Origin of the sequence: Paenibacillus allorhizosphaerae (assembly GCF_042659105.1) — a bacterium.
GTDB lineage: Bacteria > Bacillota > Bacilli > Paenibacillales > NBRC-103111 > Paenibacillus_G > Paenibacillus_G allorhizosphaerae.
In genome coordinates this window covers 1,817,268-1,834,601 of sequence record NZ_JBHSRV010000001.1, presented here as the reverse complement: position 1 = coordinate 1,834,601, position 17,334 = coordinate 1,817,268, and the positions used below count along the sequence as shown (strand labels likewise).

At 53.3% G+C, this 17,334-nt stretch carries 15 protein-coding genes; 10 read left to right on the top strand and 5 right to left on the bottom strand.

Translation table 11 applies throughout. From position 1 onward, the window contains the following. The first annotated feature begins 108 nt into the window (after positions 1–108). The gene (locus ACFQI7_RS08055) at positions 109–645 is read left to right on the top strand and encodes a glycosyltransferase family 2 protein (RefSeq protein WP_218098771.1); all 537 of its coding nucleotides are present in this window, start codon (positions 109–111) and stop codon (positions 643–645) included. On the opposite strand, the gene ACFQI7_RS08050 is transcribed toward ACFQI7_RS08055, so the two are convergent. Next, positions 600–1,097 (bottom strand): DUF4855 domain-containing protein, encoded by a 498-nt coding sequence (locus ACFQI7_RS08050; RefSeq protein WP_218098770.1) that lies wholly within the window; start codon positions 1,095–1,097, stop codon positions 600–602. The two genes, ACFQI7_RS08055 and ACFQI7_RS08050, sit on opposite strands and share 46 nt — an antisense overlap. 100 nt (positions 1,098–1,197) lie before the next feature. On the opposite strand from ACFQI7_RS08050, the gene ACFQI7_RS08045 reads away from it, so the two are divergent. After that, positions 1,198–1,896, top strand: a complete 699-nt coding sequence (locus ACFQI7_RS08045; protein WP_218098769.1) for a glycosyltransferase family protein — start codon at positions 1,198–1,200, stop codon at positions 1,894–1,896. Continuing rightward, on the top strand, positions 1,893–2,198 hold the full coding sequence (locus ACFQI7_RS08040) for a glycosyltransferase (RefSeq protein WP_218098768.1): 306 nt from the start codon (positions 1,893–1,895) through the stop codon (positions 2,196–2,198). Before ACFQI7_RS08045 ends, ACFQI7_RS08040 begins: the two co-directional genes overlap by 4 nt. A 59-nt stretch (positions 2,199–2,257) precedes the next feature. On the opposite strand, the gene ACFQI7_RS08035 is transcribed toward ACFQI7_RS08040, so the two are convergent. Then, positions 2,258–4,192 carry an FtsX-like permease family protein gene (locus ACFQI7_RS08035; RefSeq protein ID WP_218098767.1) on the bottom strand — a complete coding sequence of 645 codons (1,935 nt, stop codon included), beginning with the start codon at positions 4,190–4,192 and terminating at the stop codon, positions 2,258–2,260. A 408-nt stretch (positions 4,193–4,600) separates the two neighbouring features. Between ACFQI7_RS08035 and ACFQI7_RS08030 the strand changes: the two genes are divergently transcribed. From ACFQI7_RS08030 to ACFQI7_RS08020, 3 genes are all read left to right on the top strand, one after another. Beyond that, positions 4,601–7,057 carry a hypothetical protein gene (locus tag ACFQI7_RS08030; protein WP_218098766.1) on the top strand — a complete coding sequence of 819 codons (2,457 nt, stop codon included), beginning with the start codon at positions 4,601–4,603 and terminating at the stop codon, positions 7,055–7,057. A 2-nt stretch (positions 7,058–7,059) separates the two neighbouring features. Beyond that, positions 7,060–7,335, top strand: coding sequence for a substrate-binding domain-containing protein (locus ACFQI7_RS08025; protein ID WP_218098765.1), 276 nt, complete (start codon positions 7,060–7,062; stop codon positions 7,333–7,335). Between the two features lie 249 nt (positions 7,336–7,584). Then, positions 7,585–8,895 carry an ABC transporter substrate-binding protein gene (locus ACFQI7_RS08020; protein ID WP_218098764.1) on the top strand — a complete coding sequence of 437 codons (1,311 nt, stop codon included), beginning with the start codon at positions 7,585–7,587 and terminating at the stop codon, positions 8,893–8,895. A gap of 115 nt (positions 8,896–9,010) precedes the next feature. Here ACFQI7_RS08020 and ACFQI7_RS08015 read toward each other — a convergent pair whose 3' ends face one another. The 3 genes from ACFQI7_RS08015 to ACFQI7_RS37910 all read right to left on the bottom strand — a co-directional run bounded on the left by ACFQI7_RS08015 (position 9,011) and on the right by ACFQI7_RS37910 (position 10,827). After that, positions 9,011–9,928, bottom strand: coding sequence for an ABC transporter substrate-binding protein (locus ACFQI7_RS08015; RefSeq protein WP_218098763.1), 918 nt, complete (start codon positions 9,926–9,928; stop codon positions 9,011–9,013). Continuing rightward, positions 9,925–10,341: a hypothetical protein gene (locus tag ACFQI7_RS08010; RefSeq protein ID WP_218098762.1), complete on the bottom strand. Its 417-nt coding sequence runs from the start codon at positions 10,339–10,341 to the stop codon at positions 9,925–9,927. The genes ACFQI7_RS08015 and ACFQI7_RS08010 overlap by 4 nt, the downstream gene beginning before the upstream one ends. Positions 10,342–10,518: 177 nt before the next feature. Further along, complete coding sequence (locus ACFQI7_RS37910) at positions 10,519–10,827, bottom strand: hypothetical protein (RefSeq protein ID WP_452457500.1); 309 nt, start codon at positions 10,825–10,827, stop codon at positions 10,519–10,521. A 144-nt stretch (positions 10,828–10,971) separates the two neighbouring features. On the opposite strand from ACFQI7_RS37910, the gene ACFQI7_RS08000 reads away from it, so the two are divergent. The 4 genes from ACFQI7_RS08000 to ACFQI7_RS07985 all read left to right on the top strand — a co-directional run bounded on the left by ACFQI7_RS08000 (position 10,972) and on the right by ACFQI7_RS07985 (position 17,080). Beyond that, positions 10,972–13,311 carry a helix-turn-helix domain-containing protein gene (locus ACFQI7_RS08000; protein ID WP_218098760.1) on the top strand — a complete coding sequence of 780 codons (2,340 nt, stop codon included), beginning with the start codon at positions 10,972–10,974 and terminating at the stop codon, positions 13,309–13,311. Between the two features lie 169 nt (positions 13,312–13,480). Beyond that, entirely contained in the window at positions 13,481–14,443 is a 963-nt protein-coding gene (locus ACFQI7_RS07995) for an ABC transporter permease (RefSeq protein WP_329958223.1), read from the top strand. Between the two features lie 19 nt (positions 14,444–14,462). Further along, positions 14,463–15,362: a carbohydrate ABC transporter permease gene (locus tag ACFQI7_RS07990; RefSeq protein ID WP_218098759.1), complete on the top strand. Its 900-nt coding sequence runs from the start codon at positions 14,463–14,465 to the stop codon at positions 15,360–15,362. A gap of 41 nt (positions 15,363–15,403) precedes the next feature. Then, a complete protein-coding gene (locus ACFQI7_RS07985; protein ID WP_230414892.1) occupies positions 15,404–17,080 on the top strand; it encodes an ABC transporter substrate-binding protein in 1,677 nt (558 codons plus the stop codon). The last annotated feature ends 254 nt before the right edge of the window (positions 17,081–17,334 follow it).

The following is a 17,334-nucleotide window of genomic DNA, read 5'->3' as shown; positions in this document are numbered from 1 at the left end:
TGAGGATCCACAAAAGGACTGGGAAGAGAAGGCTTTTGCGGCAGGCGCCCGATCCGTCGGTTGGTTTTGGCCGAAACTTGCCCCTGGGGAGCCGCCGAGTGACGTACAATGGGCCCACCAGCTCAATCTATGCTGGGCGCAATGGTGTTTCGCAAACATAAATTCAAGGAAATTCCGCAAACGACCTACCCGCTTGCCTGCAAACGGTTCATCCGCGGATTTTGCGAAACGGCCAATATTCAAATCAATAACGACCTGCTGCTGCCGACAACGAAGAAGGTAGGATGCGTCATTACGGCGATGAACGAAAGTGTGACGCTGCAAACCCAACTCAATGAACTGGCGCGTCTTCCGTTCCAGGAAATCATTGTCGTTATCAACGGATCGTCGGACGACAGCTATGAGGTGACCCGCAATCACCCGAGCAAAGCCACGATTATACATTTCGATGCGGCGCTTGGCTACGATGTAGGGCGGGCCGTCGGAGCCAAAGTATCCGAATCCGACATGTTGCTGTTCCTGGATGTGGATATGTCCATCGGAGTGGATTTGCTGCTGCCGTTTATTTACGAGGTCGAGAAGGGGGCGGTGACGTTGAATTATGGCCTGCAGGCGGAACCGCTGCCGAACCTACGAAATGAATAAGTTGAAGGAAACGGCATATGCCGGAAGTCCAGGAGCTTTCCGTCCACCGTGCCGAAGTCTACTTGCAGCGGGTGAGGGTACGGAATCGATACCCATACATCGAAGGGCCTGTCGGCTTGCGAGCACAAAGCTTTCAAATTAGAGTGAGGAGCGAATACGTCGCCGATCCATAACAGCCAATCCTCCAAATCGGACGGCATGCCGAAAGCAGTATACATAGGGTAAAGAAAGCGCCCGGGTCTGGAGCTGATGCCGCTGAATATAAATCCGCCGAACATAGGTTCAGCCGGCTTCCCTGCCGCCGCATAACGGACATACGGAGCAAGGTCGGACGCGGTCCACCGATTCAAGTCGTGCGGGGAACGTCCGCCAAACGGCAGTACGCATAGATGATTGCGACACTGGAGCGATGCCGGTGATAAATAACCTCCTCCGTCGGATGCGGTCGACATACGAGGTGCCACGCCCTTCCCGATATGCATTTACTGATACAGCATATGTGCGGAGGCTAAAAAATGTTTTTCAACGAACAACAGGTGCGGGGTGAGCGGTTTGAAAATTGTCCATGCGCCGATGGAAATCGGCGGGCAGGTCGGGCTCATTTGCAAAACTTTAAATGAGGCGGGGCACGAGGCGGTCGGATTTCAATTTTATCGGACATTTCATAACTTTACCGACCATATCATCCCAACGGATACATACGAGCTGATGAACATGTTCGGCGAAATGATGGATTATTTCGATTTGTTTCATTTTCATTTTACGATGTCGATGGTGCCCGGCTACGGCGATCTGGACATGCTGGCGCGGGCGGGAAAGCCGATGGTCATGCACCATTGGGGCAATGACGTGAGAAGGGGCAGCATCGCTTCCGCGTACAATCCGTACGTTTATACGGGAAATTCGCCGAAGGAGGAACAGATTCATTACCAATTGTCGCGGGTCGGTTCCGTCATCCCGGTAGGTATCGTTCAGGACTATGAAGTATACGACTACGTGAAGCCGTACTACAATGAAGTTCATGTGATTCCGCTTGCGGTCGATGTGGATCGCTTCCAGCCGGCGTATCCGGAGGAGGTTGAGCCTTGCCCGCTCGTCATCCACGCGCCGACCGATCCCGCGTTCAAAGGAACGGCTGTCGTCGAGCGCATCATTGAGAAGCTGAAGCGGGAATGTCCACTGCGCTACCGACGCATAGAGAAGCTGAAGCATAAGAAGCCGTCGCGTTATACCGCGAGGCGGATATTGTGATCGACCAAGTGTTGTGCGGCTCCTACGGCTTGCTGAGCGTAGAAGCGATGGCGCTTGGCAAGCCGGCGGTCGTCTTCGTACGGGACGATCTGCTCGGCACGTTCGCCGGCGGAGTTCCCCCGGTATGCAATGCGAATCCGGACACCCTCTATGACGTGTTAAGAGCATTGCTCCAGTCGGGGAGTGCCCTTCGGCAGAAGGGGATGGAAGGGCGGGCGTATGTAGAAGCGTATCATGACCGCTGTGCGGTAGTCCGGCAGCTGCTAGGGTTGTACAGCCGGGTGTCCGGCAGGTCGACATGACCCGGCGATTGCAGCGAATCCCGAATCGTATCACGAGCCCCGTCCCCGTGCGAAGCGCGCTACGCCAGCTTGCGAACCAAATGGCCGAGATAACGCAAGCGGGTTATGAAGAAATACGCGGTCTGTACAACGATGAATACAGCAAATATCGTAAGGGCCTCCGCAGCGATAGAAAAATCGACAAGCTGCTGCAATGCGGTAAGCGCAACCGTGCTGTGAATAAGCGCCATGAGCAGCGGGATGAAGAACATAACCGTGAGCTGACGCGAAACAATCGTCTTCAGCTCAGTACGGCTCAGTCCGACCTTGGCTATCATCCGGTACTGCTTCCGGTCCCGCTCCAGATCGGTGTAAAGCCGGAAGTAGAGGAAGCTGGCGGCAAACGTGAAAAATACAATCCCGAGCAGCACGCTGATCATGAGTAAAATACCGTTCGTTTGCCTGGAAGCAATCCATTGCAATACTAAAGGCGTCTCAAGACGGTACCCGGCTCCCTTCCCGCCGTCAGGAATCGAATCGGCCAATGCCTGGGCCAGTTCTTTCGTCTGCTCCCAGTTTTTCACGGCAAACGCGTAATAGGTTCTTTTTCCCGCCGTGCCGCCATCGCGATCCGGAATTCGATCGTACATCGAATCCGATACAACGGCGATCCATCCGGCTTCGCCTTCGGGCGTTACGATATACGGTATGCTTTTTTGGATGGGCAGTTGGACATTCCTTTCCTCTTGAAGCAGAGTGATCGCTGAGGGCAAATTTTCGTTTTTCACGATCGCTCTTTTTTGCGGGAGAGTAGACGGGACCAGCAGCGCCTGCTCATGATCGTCGAGCGTTTCTGCCGGATGGCCGAGTGCCGCCGCCAAACGGTTGTAATCGCTCAGCTTCATCGCGATCATGCCATCCGTCGTTCGTTTGGGAGTGAAGGAGCCCATGCGGTAGGCGAATGGAGCCTGGTTCAGCCGCTTCTCGATTTCCGCAAGATGCTGCTTTTCCATGGCATTGCCTTGTTGAGACACGTACGTAAATGCATACGGGTTCATCATCTCGGACAAGCCCGGATTGGCAAGTGAGACGCATGATCCGATGCCGGTTATCGCGACGGCGGAAATGACCGCGATCATAAAGAACATCGTGGCGTTATCTTTCATCCGGTACATCATTTCCGAAATCGTAATGAGGTTCGTCCGATGCAGCAGGACAAGCTTGTTGTTCCTGAAAACCCGGATCACGTGCACGCTCAGTTGGGTGAACAGGAAGTACGTTCCGGCTACGGTGCACGCTACCCCGGAGAACAGCAGCCGGAAGGAGAAGTATCGCTCCACCGCAAAGAAAAATACCATAGCGTAACCCGCTCCGATCAAAACGACAGCGAGCAGCGACAGAAGGGCGGATGCTTTCGGCTCCGGCTTCGGCTTCTCTTCGGACTTCAGCAGTTCGACCAACTGCTCTACGCGTACGATCCGGGAGGTAAACAGCGAGATGAGCAGGAATAGCGCCATGAACACTCCCGACGTGGTTCCGATGGCCTTCAGCGGAAAATAAAACGGCAGCCCTCGATCAATGACGAGCGCAGCGGCACCCGCCAATAAGATGAGCTTGGAAAAGAGGAGTCCGACCGCGCTTCCGGCTATAATGGACGCGCCGCCGATCACCATGTTTTCGATATAAATGAGCCGGTTTTGCTGCCGTGGGGACATGCCGTGAATCATCAGGATGCCGAATTCTTTTTTCCTTGTTTTCAAGAACGCGCTGACCGAATAAAGCTGGAATAGAAAGGAAAATACAACGATCAAATATTGCGATATTTTCATTCCCATCGAGCCGAGCATCGCGATCGTCTTGCTGGTCGCTTCAAGCTCTCCCTGAAGCTGCGGATGAAACAAGAGCAAAGCGTAGATGAAAAATATCATGACGGAAAAGGCGCTGCTCATAAAGTGGGCGGCATAGATCCGCTTGTTGCGTAAAATGTTAAAAAGCGCGAGTTGACGAAATGTCATGCTTATTCCCTCCGAACTGCGATCCTACTTTGATTAGACCATGGAACATCTTGCGGATGCCCCGTGGCAAAGCTCGCCCTGAAGCTTGCGTCTTATATCCAGACGACACGGTTGCGGAAGCTCGCCACCTCCTTTCTGTTTAAAGTGTAAGGTACCCTTTCATTTGCCGCTATCGAGAAACCTTGCATGAATCTAACAGTTTTGTAAGGTTGGATCTTCGAACAGACGCACTAAGCTTGTTTTGCGTGCCTACAGCAATATTGTTTTATTTTTGCACAATGCAGCGAGAGAAGGGAGAAACCCCGATCCATTATAATAAGGAATATAAAGGCGTTTTGGAATGATAAACGGCGAAATGCGCGGCGCTTCGATGAGTCGATGCTCCGATGCTCCGGAAAGGGGAACGTGATGATCGGCGTCGGGAAACGAAACAAGCGGACAACCGTCCTCGGGCTGTTGGCGGCGGCGATATTGGGACTGCTCATCATAACGTGGACCGGTCAAAGAGAGAAGCCGGTGAAGGAGGAAAACGTGATGCAGCCGGATTATGCACGGTACATAACGGCAACATTTCAGGATTTGACGAAGCAAGTGGACTTCGATGTGGTGCGCAAACGAATATACCACACGAATACCGGCTCGATCGACATTCGCAAGTCGACCAACTTCGCTGCGCTGTCGTGGCGGATGTACGCGCTGACCGGCAAGCAGGAATATCTCGATTACAGCAAGAAAACGTGGGACATATTGTTCGAGGAATGGCGCAAACATCCGGATTTGTACAAGAAATCGCAATTCAATTCTTTTTTTATCGGCGAATCGTTGATGGTGGCCTACGAGGGCTTGAAGCAGAAGGGACTCGTTTCAACAGAAGATGAAGCGGTCCTGAAAGATGCTCTTAAAGTAACGAACGTTTACCAGCCGGGAGACAATAACCAGGCGCTATCGCGCATGGTCGGCACGTTCCGTTCGTTAGCCGCGTTTCCGAATCATCCGGATGCGGGCGCGTGGAAAAGCAACGTGGAACGCGGCTGGAACAACTGGTACCGCAACAAGGACATTACGGAGAATGCCAGCGGCTACATGTCCATCAGTCTGATGCAAGCGATCAAGCTCGCCAAGCTGCGGGGAACGGAGCAGGAGCTGCTGAACCCCGAGGTGCGCAGCATGTTCACCCGCTGCCGCGATATGGTTGCGCCTTCCGGAGCGATTCCGGAATACGGGGACGATTATTTTATGGAGTGGACGAACTGGGTATACGTTTTCGAAAGCGCCGCTCGATTGTACCGGGACCCGAGCTTTTTGACGGCGGCGGACAAGGTGTTCCGGTTCGGAACGGCCCATTACCCGATGACCAACAATCCGGGCAACTTCAGTGCCAATCTGGACAATCTGACTTCGCTGTTCTGGATGAGCGACCTGCTCTATCTGGAGTCGACGAGCCTGAAGCCGGCGGAGTGGCCCCGCGCAAGCGCCGTGCTGCATCGAAGCGAGCCGGGTAATCCGAAAGCGGCGGATAAACTGATTTTATCCGCCTCCGGCAAGCCCGGCGCCCCGTTCGTCATGAGCGAACTGTTCGGCCGGGGAAGCCATGCCCATACGAATCGAACGGGAGCGATTCAGTATTACGAGGCCGGCGGCATACCGCTCTATCACGGGATGGCGCGCCATAACAAAGGGGCGACCGATTCGAACATCGTAGCGATGCTGCCGCAGATCAGCTCGCATAATTACCCTTACGGCGAAACGAAGTTCGAGCCGGATACCTGGTACACCGAATCGATACCCGCGCATCTGCTCAATTTGTATGAGGAGACGGATGAAGCCGGCGGCAATAAGGCGACCTTCAAGGAATTGACGCTGCGCCTCGATGCAGGAACGAGCGATTCCAGCCAGCCGTTCGATCTGATCATCGATAATTTGCGGCTGGAAGGTCCGGCCGGCGTACTTATGATTGACGATTTCGAGACGCTTGGCGCCAGATGGATGCGCCAGGACCAGCCGTACACGCTATCGAAGGAAAGCACGAACGGCAAGGCGGCGCTTCAGGTGACGGTCAAACCGAAAGCTTCGCTGTTTTACGCGACACGGGAGCATTACAATGTACCGTTTGATGTGAGAGATTACACGACGATCAAATACGACTGGAAGTATAAGGCGCCGGCCAGAGCGATCTCGTTCATTTTCCGATTGAACAACGACTCCGGTCTTGATACAAAGCCCGGCGATGTGAATATGATGCCTGTCGTCCGCAATCCCCGGGCGGAAGACAAGTCGAAAGACAGCTACGGCGAATATACATTGGACAATTATTTCGGCTTCGATACGTCGCTTACGCGAAAAATGGTGCTGACCGAGGAAGGCTTCCTGATCGTACAGGACCGGCTGCAGCCGGGCAAGTCGACGGACGGCTATGTCGCCGGTCCGGTGTGGCAGCAGTATTCGCCGGGCGACAAGGGCGCGAACTGGTTCGACTCGCAGGGGGAGATGAAGACGGCTGCAGGCCAGCGGTTCCCGTGGAAAGCATTGGACGGCACATCCGTTACGCCGCTCAACGTGCTCGTTTACTTCGATCAGGCGGAGGGCCGTACCTTCGGCGTGCAGAAGGCGTCGGTTACCAATAACCCGACGCCGGCTTCGACCGTTTACGCGAAGCAGCTTGCGCGCGCAGGGCAGCCGGTCACCTTCGTGTCCGTGCTCGTGCCGCATGCGCCGGAAGAAGCGGCCGCCGAGGTGGCGGGCCGAATCTCGGTTCAAACGACCGGCGGCTTGAATTCCGCGGTCACGATTAAACCGGCGGGCAGCAGCGCCAAGCCCGTGACGATTCGCATCGAGTCCGCGGACTGGAGCGTACGGCGCGAATAACAATGCCATTGTGGTGCAAGGAGCGGGGGCTGCGCGTTCCCGGGGATACGGCGATCGCAGGCTTCGATAATTTGGAGGCGGCGCGTTTTGCCGAAGTGCCGTTAACGACGGTTGCGTACAACGTGGAGGAGCTCACCGCTCAAGCGTTTAACGTCATGCTCCATTTGATGTCCGCCGAGGACAATCTTGCTGCTACCGCGCCGGTGAAAATCCAAATCGAGCCTTCTCTGGTGATCCGACAATCGTGCGGGGCGGTTGAGCGTGAGCACACCCCGTAACGGATCATCCGCTTGCGCATTATATCTTGAAACGAAGCATAGTCGACGGTGGTGCATATCACGCCGTTGGGTGTGCTTTTTTTCGTTGTGCTGCCGGCGGATGGTATATTTCCCTCTGCTGAGAAAAAATAAGTTGAATATCGCGCAAAAACATGTCGGTATCCGTTATGGATTGTTCGCAAAAATGCTTTTATAATGGCAGGAGCTTTGATCTACAACAACACTGATATGCAGGGGAGAGCTCAACGAATGTTCAAAAAAAGTTTGCTCGCATTGCTTGCTTTATCGACTGTAACCGCTTGCAGCAGCGGCGCCGGAAGTAAAAACCAGGCGCAGGACGCCGCGGAAGGCAAAAAGGAGCCGGTGGAACTGACGGTATATTATCAGTACGGTACCGATTGGAGCGAGGACGATTTCAAGAAAGTATTCGCCGAACCCGTCAACAAGAAATTTCCCAATGTTACGTTGAAATACCTAGTTGGGGGAAAAGGGCAGAACGTGCCGGATTTGATCACCGCCGGCCAAAAAATCGATATTTTATTTACCTCGATCGGATTGACTTCAGCGCAGCTGCTTGAAAACGGCCTTCAATACGATATTTCGCCGCTCATTAAAAAGAAGAATTACGATCTCGGCAAGCTGGATCCGACCATGGTCGACGCCGCCAAAAAATTGGCCAAAAACAATGGGATTTACGGCTTGCCGGTATATGTCCCGCCTTCAACGGTTTACTATAACAAAGACGTATTCGATAAATTCGGGGTGCCGTATCCGAAAGACGGCATGACGTGGGACGACATGTACGAGACGAGCAAAAAGCTGACCCGCACCGACGGCGGCATTCAATATTGGGGAATCGGTTCCTCTTACCAGCACTTGGCGCTGATGAATCAGTTCTCGTTGCCGCTCGTGGATGGTACCACCAACAAGACGGCATTCAATACCGATGACCGTTGGAAAACGTGGGTAAACAACCTGACCCGGTTTTATCAGATTCCGAACGGCCCGATGCCTGACAAGCTGTCGGAGCCGAATGAGCGGAACCGCTTTTTCAAAGACCGCTCGATCGGCATGTTCCTGGCCGTCACCGCGCTTCATTCCGCCACGGAGCTCGGAGATATGAACTGGGATTTAACCTCGTTCCCGGTGTTTTCCGGCAATCCGATCGGGCCGCAAGCGTATCCGACTTATTTCTACGTCACTTCCATGAGCGATCGTAAGGATGACGCATTCGATGTCATCGCCTACTTAACCTCGGAAGAGTATCAGACGGCGCGCGCCAAGGAAGGCTCGCTGCTGCCGACGCTCAGCAATCATAAGATCAGAGAACAATTCGGTCAGGACAATCCGTTGTACAAAGGCAAAAACGTCAAGGCGCTGCAGCCGGACAAGTACGCCCCCGCCGGTTCGGTCAACCCTTACAACAAAACCGGCGGCGACGATTTGGCTAGCGGCATAAAGGATACGCTGATCAAAAACAAAGATGTGAACACGATGCTGCGGGACGTGACGGAAGCACTCGACAAAAAAATCGAGCAGGCGGAAACGGCCAAAAAATAGCGGCACCAACGAATGGAAAGCAGGGCTGACTCGGATCATAATGAACCGCTCAATGGGATGCATGGGGCGGTTCATTGCTGTGAGCAAACGTGGTGTCGTGACCGCATCACAAGGGCTACTTCCGCTTCTCGTCGATCGCTTTGGCGACGTCTTCGCCGGCCTGCCTTAAGGCCGTATTGATATCCATGCCGTCGATGACGACTTTCAGGAACGCATTATTGAAGGCGGCGAGCACTTTATTCGGGTCGGCACGGACGAGCCCTTTGTCACGCTGCGGAGGAGCGGGGGCAATATCATATTTGTAGGCGGCTTGCACGTGCTTTCCTTTTAACGCCGGCACGTTTTGGCCGAACGTCTTGACCGCATTGTCCGACGCCTTCAGGGACGGGATGCCGGCCAAATTGGTCGCGTAATCGGCCTGTATTTCATCCGAGAGCAAATAGGCGACGATCTTGAAGGCAATGTCTTTATGCTTGCTTGTTTTCGTAACAAACCAATAGGCGGACGACGCCTGGTTCATCGTATTCGGTTTTTCCTTGAACGTCGGCATGGTCACCATGTCCCAGTCCAATCCTTCGGGGAACGTCCTGAACTTGGTCAACTGGTTGACCTGCATGGCGACGTCGCCGGAATTGAAAGCGTCCGATTCGACGCCGGCCGAGCGGTTTTTCGTGTCGCGGTTGTTATTCGGGATTTGATAGAAGCGCGCCAAATTGTCGAACTGCTTCTTCCATTCCTCGTCATTGTAGATTTTGTCGGCGCGCGGATCGAGGTACGGAAGGCCGAGCTGGTTATCCCTCATGACGACGCCGTGCTGGGAGCTGAAGCCGCGGTATAGTTTGCCGCCGTCCGCCCGGGTCATTTTTTTTGCGAGCTCATACGTTTCATCCCAGGTCATGCCGTCCTTCGGGTATGGAACGCCGAAGCGGTCGAACAGCGATTTGTTGTAATAGAGTACTTGGGGATCGAAATCCGGCATCGGCAGGCCGTACAGCTTTCCTTCCGGATTCGTGTTTTTAATGGCTTCGATCAATTGCGCTTAAACCGGTTCAAATCGTAGTTGTATTTTTTCACTAATTCCGACATGTCGTAGGCCAAATCGGTGTCGATGAGCAGCGCGTCTATGCCGATCGTTTTGCCGTACATCACGTCTGGAAATGTACCGGCATTCAGCAGATCCTGAATCGTTTGCCCGGTGACGCGAGGAATGAAATTGACCGTAACGTTTGGAAATTTGGCCTTGATTTTATCTCCGTAGTAGCGGTTGAATACGTCCATGTCGTCGGGGAAATCGGATTTGAAGATGAGCGTAACCGGCTCGTTGTCCACCTGGTTCAAATCGGCAAAAACTTGTTTGGGCGATTCGGGCTTAGCGGAGCTGCATCCCGCCAGCAAGGAGCCGGCAAGTGAAAGGGAAAGGAAGAGGACGCTTGTTTTTTGGATCAAATCTACACCCCCCAACGATATAGAAACGATTAAAGCGGTTACATGTTATGACCCTATTATATAGAAAGGAAAATTATTATAATATTCACAAAATTCACTTCTTTTTGCCCGAAACCGATATGACCGGAAAAATTTCGATTTCGGCGCTCAGGGGTTGAATATTTGGGCAAAACGGTATTATAATAAAACGTCATCTAAACATGAGCGACCGTGATCATACTGCCAGAAAAGAAAACCACCGGGGGGAAAAGAAGTGGAAACGCCAACGTCAACATTAGAACAGCCTACACAGCAAATACGAATTTGGGAGTGCGTGGAGAAAGATTGCATCGCCTGGGTTCGTGAAGAATTCATCACCGAGGCTGCGCCTGCTTGTCCTTTATGCAAAAGCTCGATGGTGCGAAGCGAGAAGCTTGTGCCGGTCGCCAAAAAGAAAGTAAACCGCACTTTTTTGTTAGGCAGAAGAAGATAATCATACATACGCACGATCTTCCTCCGACCGTTCCGGCCGGAGGTTTTTGTATTCGGGGGCCATGCGAAGGATATTTATGTTCATTGTTGAATTATATGTACCATACGATCGTTTTGTCTGGACAGGAAAGCCGTTTACAACGCTTGGGGGGAAACGGAATGTGGAAAGCGATACGAAGAGGAACGAACGGTCACCGCGTGTTTTTGCGTCTTCTTGTGCCCAATATGCTGTTCTTGCTGCTGCCGCTTCTCGTCGGGTGGGTCATCTACAACAAGACGCTGCAAGAGATGGAGAAGGAAGTCACGACGGGCAACATGCATCTGCTGCAGCAAAGCAGGGACATACTCGACCGCCGGTTTGCGGAAATATCGTCGATCGCGACGCAGCTCGCGGGCGATCCGCGGATCATGCAGTTCCAGCCCGTTACGGAGCCGTTCGAAGGGGCGAATACGTACCGCATCCTGGATACCCGTAAAAGCTTGTACAATTACGGCTTAACGAATAATTTCATTTTCAGCTATTTTGTGCTCTACAAAAACAGCGAGCTCGTATTGACGGAAAACTCCACTTACGGTCTCGAGGAATTTACGCGTTATTTTCAGTACAGCGGCATGGAACTTGGCGATTGGAAAAGCACGTTTCTGGAGCGGTACCACACCCGCAAAGTACTGCCTGCCCGTGATGTCGATGTGCGGGGCGGCCATTATTCGCTGCTCACCTACATTCAGTCGCTCGGCTTCCCCGGCGCTCCTCAAGGGGCGATCGCCGTCACGGCGGACAATCGGGAAATTCAAAAGCTGCTGGGCGGACTCGATTTGTCCGGCGGAGGCTGGGCTTATATTACCGACGAGAACGGAGCCGTCGTGAGCGAGATTTCCTCAGGTACGCCGAACGGGCGGATCGACCGCGGCAGCTTGCCGGGAAAGGAAGGCAGCGTTCCTATGAAGATCGGCTCCCGCGATATGCTCGTCACCTATACGACGTCCGCTTACAACGCTTGGACGTATATGGTTGCGCAGCCCGCTCACGTCGTGCTGGAAAAAGTGCTGTACATCAAAAAAATTACGTTCACGATGGCCTTCATTTTTTTGGCTGCGGGACTTCTAATCGCTTATTTGATCGCGTACCGCAACAGCCGGCCGCTTCGAAGCATTATCGAGACGATTATGGAGCGGACGGACGGGGAAGCTGCTGCCGGATCTTCCGGCTCTCCAGGGTCTCCGGGGGCGGACGCGTATCGGTTCATTCGCGAATCGGTATCCCGGCTGATCGACAATAACCGCGAGCTGCAGGAGAAGATGAAGGCGCAAGCGCCTTTGCTGCAAGCCGCCTTGTTTGAGCGGCTGCTCAAAGGGGAGTACGTGTCGCTGGAGGATCACCGGGCGCTGCTGCAGCATGTCGGCGTCGAAACGGAAGGGAACTATTTCGCAGTGGCTATTTTGCAGCTGCGGGGATACGACGGCGGCTTGAACCGCTTTGATCTGGAGGCGCTCGACGTGAAGCGTGTCATGGTCAAGGACATCCTGCACGAGGCTTTGGGCGCCAGCGCGCATTGGCATGACGTCGCGGAAGACCGGATCGCCCTGCTGTTCGTATTCCGTTTCGCCCATACGCAGCATATAAGGGAATACTTGGCAGAAGCAGCGTTTCGCATTAGCGAGACGATCCAGCATAGGCTGTATCTGGCAACCCGGTTTGCAATCGGCGGTGTGCATGAAGATTTGCTCAACGTCTCGCGCTCCTACGAGGAGGCGCGGCAGACGCTTGAATATTTGCTCTGGAGAAATCGGAGCGGTCCGATGCAGTTTGAGGAGCTGCCGATAGAGCATAACAGTTATTATTATCCGTCGGATTTCGAGCTGCGGCTCGGCAATTTGGCTAAAGCCGGCGATCTTCAGGCGGTGGAGTCGATGCTGCAGGAGCTGTACGACATCAACTTCAAGGAGCGGCGGCTGTCGGTTCCGATGCTGCGGCTGTTTATGAACGAGATGTGGGGAACAATTGTGAAGATGCTCCCGCAGGTCGGCATGGATGAGCGAAACGTGTTCGAACAAATGAAACCGTTCTCCGGAGATATGTCGTCTTTCGAAGGGCTGGATCACAATTATCGTGCGCTCGTAGAGACGTACCGCCATGTGTGCGGTTTTGTAGGGGAGCATAAGAAAAGCCAAAATGTGCAGCTGATGGATAACATCATTCGACTGCTGCAGGACGGATATGTCGACCAGGAGCTTTGTCTGGAAGCGGTGGCCGACCGGATGGATATATCCAAAGGCTATTTGTCCCAATTTTTCAAGGAACAAACCGGCGTGAACTTCTCCGATTACTTGGAGAGCCTGCGGATGACGCAGGCGAAAGTGCTGCTGGCGGACACGGATTTGCCGGTGTACGAAATTGCGGAAAGGGTAGGGTACAGTTCATCCAATACGTTTTGCCGGGCTTTTAAACGGATTAACGGGATCAGCACGACTGCCTACCGCCGCTCACACGCCGGTTGAAAGCGCATTCTTAACGATTGCACATCGTTTTTTTCATTGCACATACTTCATCTGAATGCATGCACATGCAGCTGACGGATATCCCTTTTACTTTTTTTCTTTCGCCGTTTACGCTAAGGACCAAGGCTTTCCGCCGAAACAAGCGAAGAAAAAGGAGGGTGTATCGGCTTTGGCAACTGTAAAGGCGAGTCCGGCCGTACGGGTTGGCATCCGCGGCGCGCCGGCAAGAGCATGGAAGCAGATGAAGCGCAGCTGGCGGTTGTACGCGCTGCTCGCGTTACCGCTTATTTATTTGCTGGTATTCAAGTATTACCCGATGTATGGCGCGCAGATCGCATTCAAAGATTACGTCGCGACCAAAGGCATTACCGGGAGCGATTGGGTCGGGTTCAAGCATTTCATCCGTTTTTTCAAATCGTACGAATTTTCCAGATTGATGCTGAATACGCTGCTGCTTAGCGTTTACAGCCTCGTTGCGGGCTTCCCGTTCCCGATTTTGCTCGCGCTGTCGCTCCATTATATTCGCCAGGGCGTATTCAAAAAATCGGTGCAAATGATTACGTACGCGCCGCATTTCATCTCGGTCGTCGTCATGGCGGGCATTATTATGGAGCTGCTGGATCCTCGGGTCGGTCTGGTCAACAACATTTTGCGGGCGTTCGGGGTAGAACCGATCAATTTTATGGGCAAGCCGGAATATTTCAAGTCGATCTTCGTATGGTCGGGCGTATGGCAAAGCGTCGGGTTTTCCTGCATCATTTATTTGGCAGCGCTTTCGAGCATCGACCCGTCGCTGCATGAAGCGGCGATCGTGGACGGCGCTTCGAAGCTGCGGCGCATGTGGCATATCGATCTGCCCGGCATTATGCCCATCGCGATCATTTTGCTCATCCTGAACACCGGTCACATTATGGACATCGGCTTCGAAAAGGTGCTGCTGCTGCAAAATCCACTCAATCTGCGGACTTCCGAAGTGATCGATACGTACGTCTACAAGGTCGGTCTAACGTCGCAAGCGATGAATTACTCGTACTCCTCCGCCATCGGCTTGTTCAAGTCGGTCGTCGGATTTATATTGCTCATTGCCATTAACAAGCTGGCGCAAAAAACGAAGCAGGCGAGCTTATGGTAACCGGAGAGGAGGGAATGCAATGAGCGAATCGAACATTCCGGACACGGGGAGAGACCGGTTGTTTTCGGTCATCAACTATGCGGTATTGATCCTTTTTACGGTGACCGTGTTGTATCCTCTCGTGTATATTGTGAGCGCTTCCTTCAGCGACGCCTCGGCGGTCGCCCAAGGGAGAGTATGGCTTTGGCCGGTAGGCTTTACGCTCGACGGCTACGACGCCGTGTTTAAAAATCGATTGATCTGGTCCGGCTTTCGCAACTCCATCTTTTATACCGTGGCCGGTACGCTGATCAACGTCGTCATGACGCTGCTGGCGGCTTATCCGCTGGCGAGGCGGGATTTGTTCGGCAAAAACGTGCTGATGTTTCTGTTCGTATTCACGACGATGTTTTCCGGCGGCCTCATCCCTTCTTACTTGATCGTCAAAGACCTCGGGATGCTGAGTTCCGTCTGGTCCTTGATTATCCCCGGCGCTTTGGGCGTGTGGAATATGATCATTACCCGAACCTACTTTCAGACGACCATCCCGACCGAGCTGCTCGAGGCGGCGCAGCTCGACGGTTGCAACGATTTTCAGTTCGTGCGCAAGATCGTCATCCCGCTCTCGGGGCCGATCATTGCCGTCATCTCGCTCTATTACGCCGTCAGCCATTGGAACCAGTACTTTAATGCGATGATTTATTTGAAAAGCCCGAATTTGTATCCGCTGCAGCTCGTGCTCCGCCAAATTCTTGTGCAGAATCAAGTGGACGCCAGCATGCTGGGCGGCGACGTTCTCGAAGCCGCGAGACGCGAAAATTTGCGGGAGCTGCTGAAATATTCACTCATCGTTATCGCCACGTTCCCCCTGCTTGTCGTGTACCCGTTCGTGCAGAAGCATTTTGTGAAAGGCGTCATGATCGGCTCTTTAAAAGGATAGTTAAGCGATTAGCGCGTTCCATAACCAAGGAGGAGATTGGTTTGAGGAGAGGGTTGGTTTCCGGTCTATGTTTGACGGTCAGTGCGGCCATAATGCTAAGCGGATGTACGGATACGAAATCGAAGGACGGCGGCGATAAAAGTTCCGAAGCGAGCAGTGCGAAAGTAACTCCTGCAGGGCAGTTCCCGATCACGAATGAGAAGACCACGCTCAAAGTGCTCGTCAAGTCGCCGCCGTTCGTCGAAAACTTCGCTACGAACGAGCTTACGAAATATTTGGAGGAAAAAACGAACGTCCACATCGAATGGGAGGTTGCGGATGAGAAAGCGGCTGCGGAGAAGCTGAATCTGGTGCTCGGCAGCGGCGATTACCCGGACGTCATTATGGGCTTCGGCGTATCGAACACGCAGCAGCTCATCTATGGCAATCAGGGCGTCTTCCTGCCGTTGAACAAGCTGATCGAGCAGTACGGGACCGAGACGAAGAAGATGTTCGAGGCCGCTCCGTACGCCAAAGATATGATTACTGCGCCCGACGGCAACATTTATGCGCTGCCGCAGATCAACGAATGTTTCCACTGTACGTATTCGCAGAAAGCGTGGATTTACAAGCCTTGGCTCGACAAGCTCGGACTCAAAATGCCGACGACGACGGACGAATTTTACGAGGTGCTGAAAGCGTTCAAGACGAGAGATCCGAACGGCAACAACAAGGCCGACGAAATTCCGCTCGTTGGGGCGGCAGTAGGTCCGGCTGTAGGCATCGACCAGTTCCTTATGAATGCGTTTACGCTCAATCCGGTCGAAGGCTCCGCACCGCAGCCCGAGAAACGGCTGTACTTGAATAACGGCAAAGTGACCGTGCCATTCAACAAGCCGGAGTGGAAGGAAGGGCTGCAGTATTTGCGGAAGCTGTATGCGGAAGGGCTGATCAGCCCGCAGTCGTTCACGCAGGACCGCAATCAGGCCCGGCAAATGGGGGAAAACCCGGACAACGTCATCGCAGGCGTCGTCGTGGCGCAGCATAACGGCGTGTTCACCGAGTTTTACGGGAAAAGCGGCCGCTGGCTCGACTACGTGACCGTACCTCCGCTGAAAGGACCGAAAGGCGTGCAGGTGACGCCATATCGGGCCAGCGTAGGCGGCGGACAGTATTTAATTACAAAAGCAAGCAAATATCCGGAAGCGGCGTTCCGGCTGGCTGATCTGATGTATACGCAGGAATGGGCGCTGCGCATGGAGATCGGCCGTCCGGACAAAGAATGGAAATGGGCGGACAAGTCGGAGGTCGGGATTAACGGAAAGCCTGCGATCTGGAAACGGCTCGCGAATTTGCCTCCGGTTCAGAACGTGACATGGTCTCAAACCGGCCCGTCGCTTCGAACCAACGATTTCCGGCTCGGGCTCGTGGCGGATCCGAATAATCCGCAGGAAATCATTTTGTATAACGAAACGAAGAAAAACTACGAGCCTTATAAGCAGGACCCGGCCACGTTCCTGCCGCAGTTGTTCTTCACGAACGATCAGGCGGCCGAGCTGGCCGACCTGGAGAAGACGATCACGGATCACGTCAAGGAGATGATCGCCCGCTTTGTTACCGGTGACGCGAATCTGGATAAGGATTGGGATAGCTACCTGAAAAATTTGGATAATATGAATCTTAAGCGGTACCTCGAAATTTATCAGGCTGCGTATGACGCTAAAAACAAGAAAAAGTAATAAGCATAATAGCGCCCTCCATTCGTTCTATGAACCGATGGGGGGGGCTTTTTGCATCTCGTCATTTCCCCGGCAATAATGTCGACTTCGGCTTCATACGGTTTTCGTTTTGTCGAACGATTACGGTCTTTCGCCGATTCGATTGCAGCGGAAAGAATGCTTGATAACCATTTTGAACGATCGGGCGATACGGAATGTAGGGTATACTGGGAATAAGCTGTGTTAACGAATCGCATGAATAATGCCAGTACCGG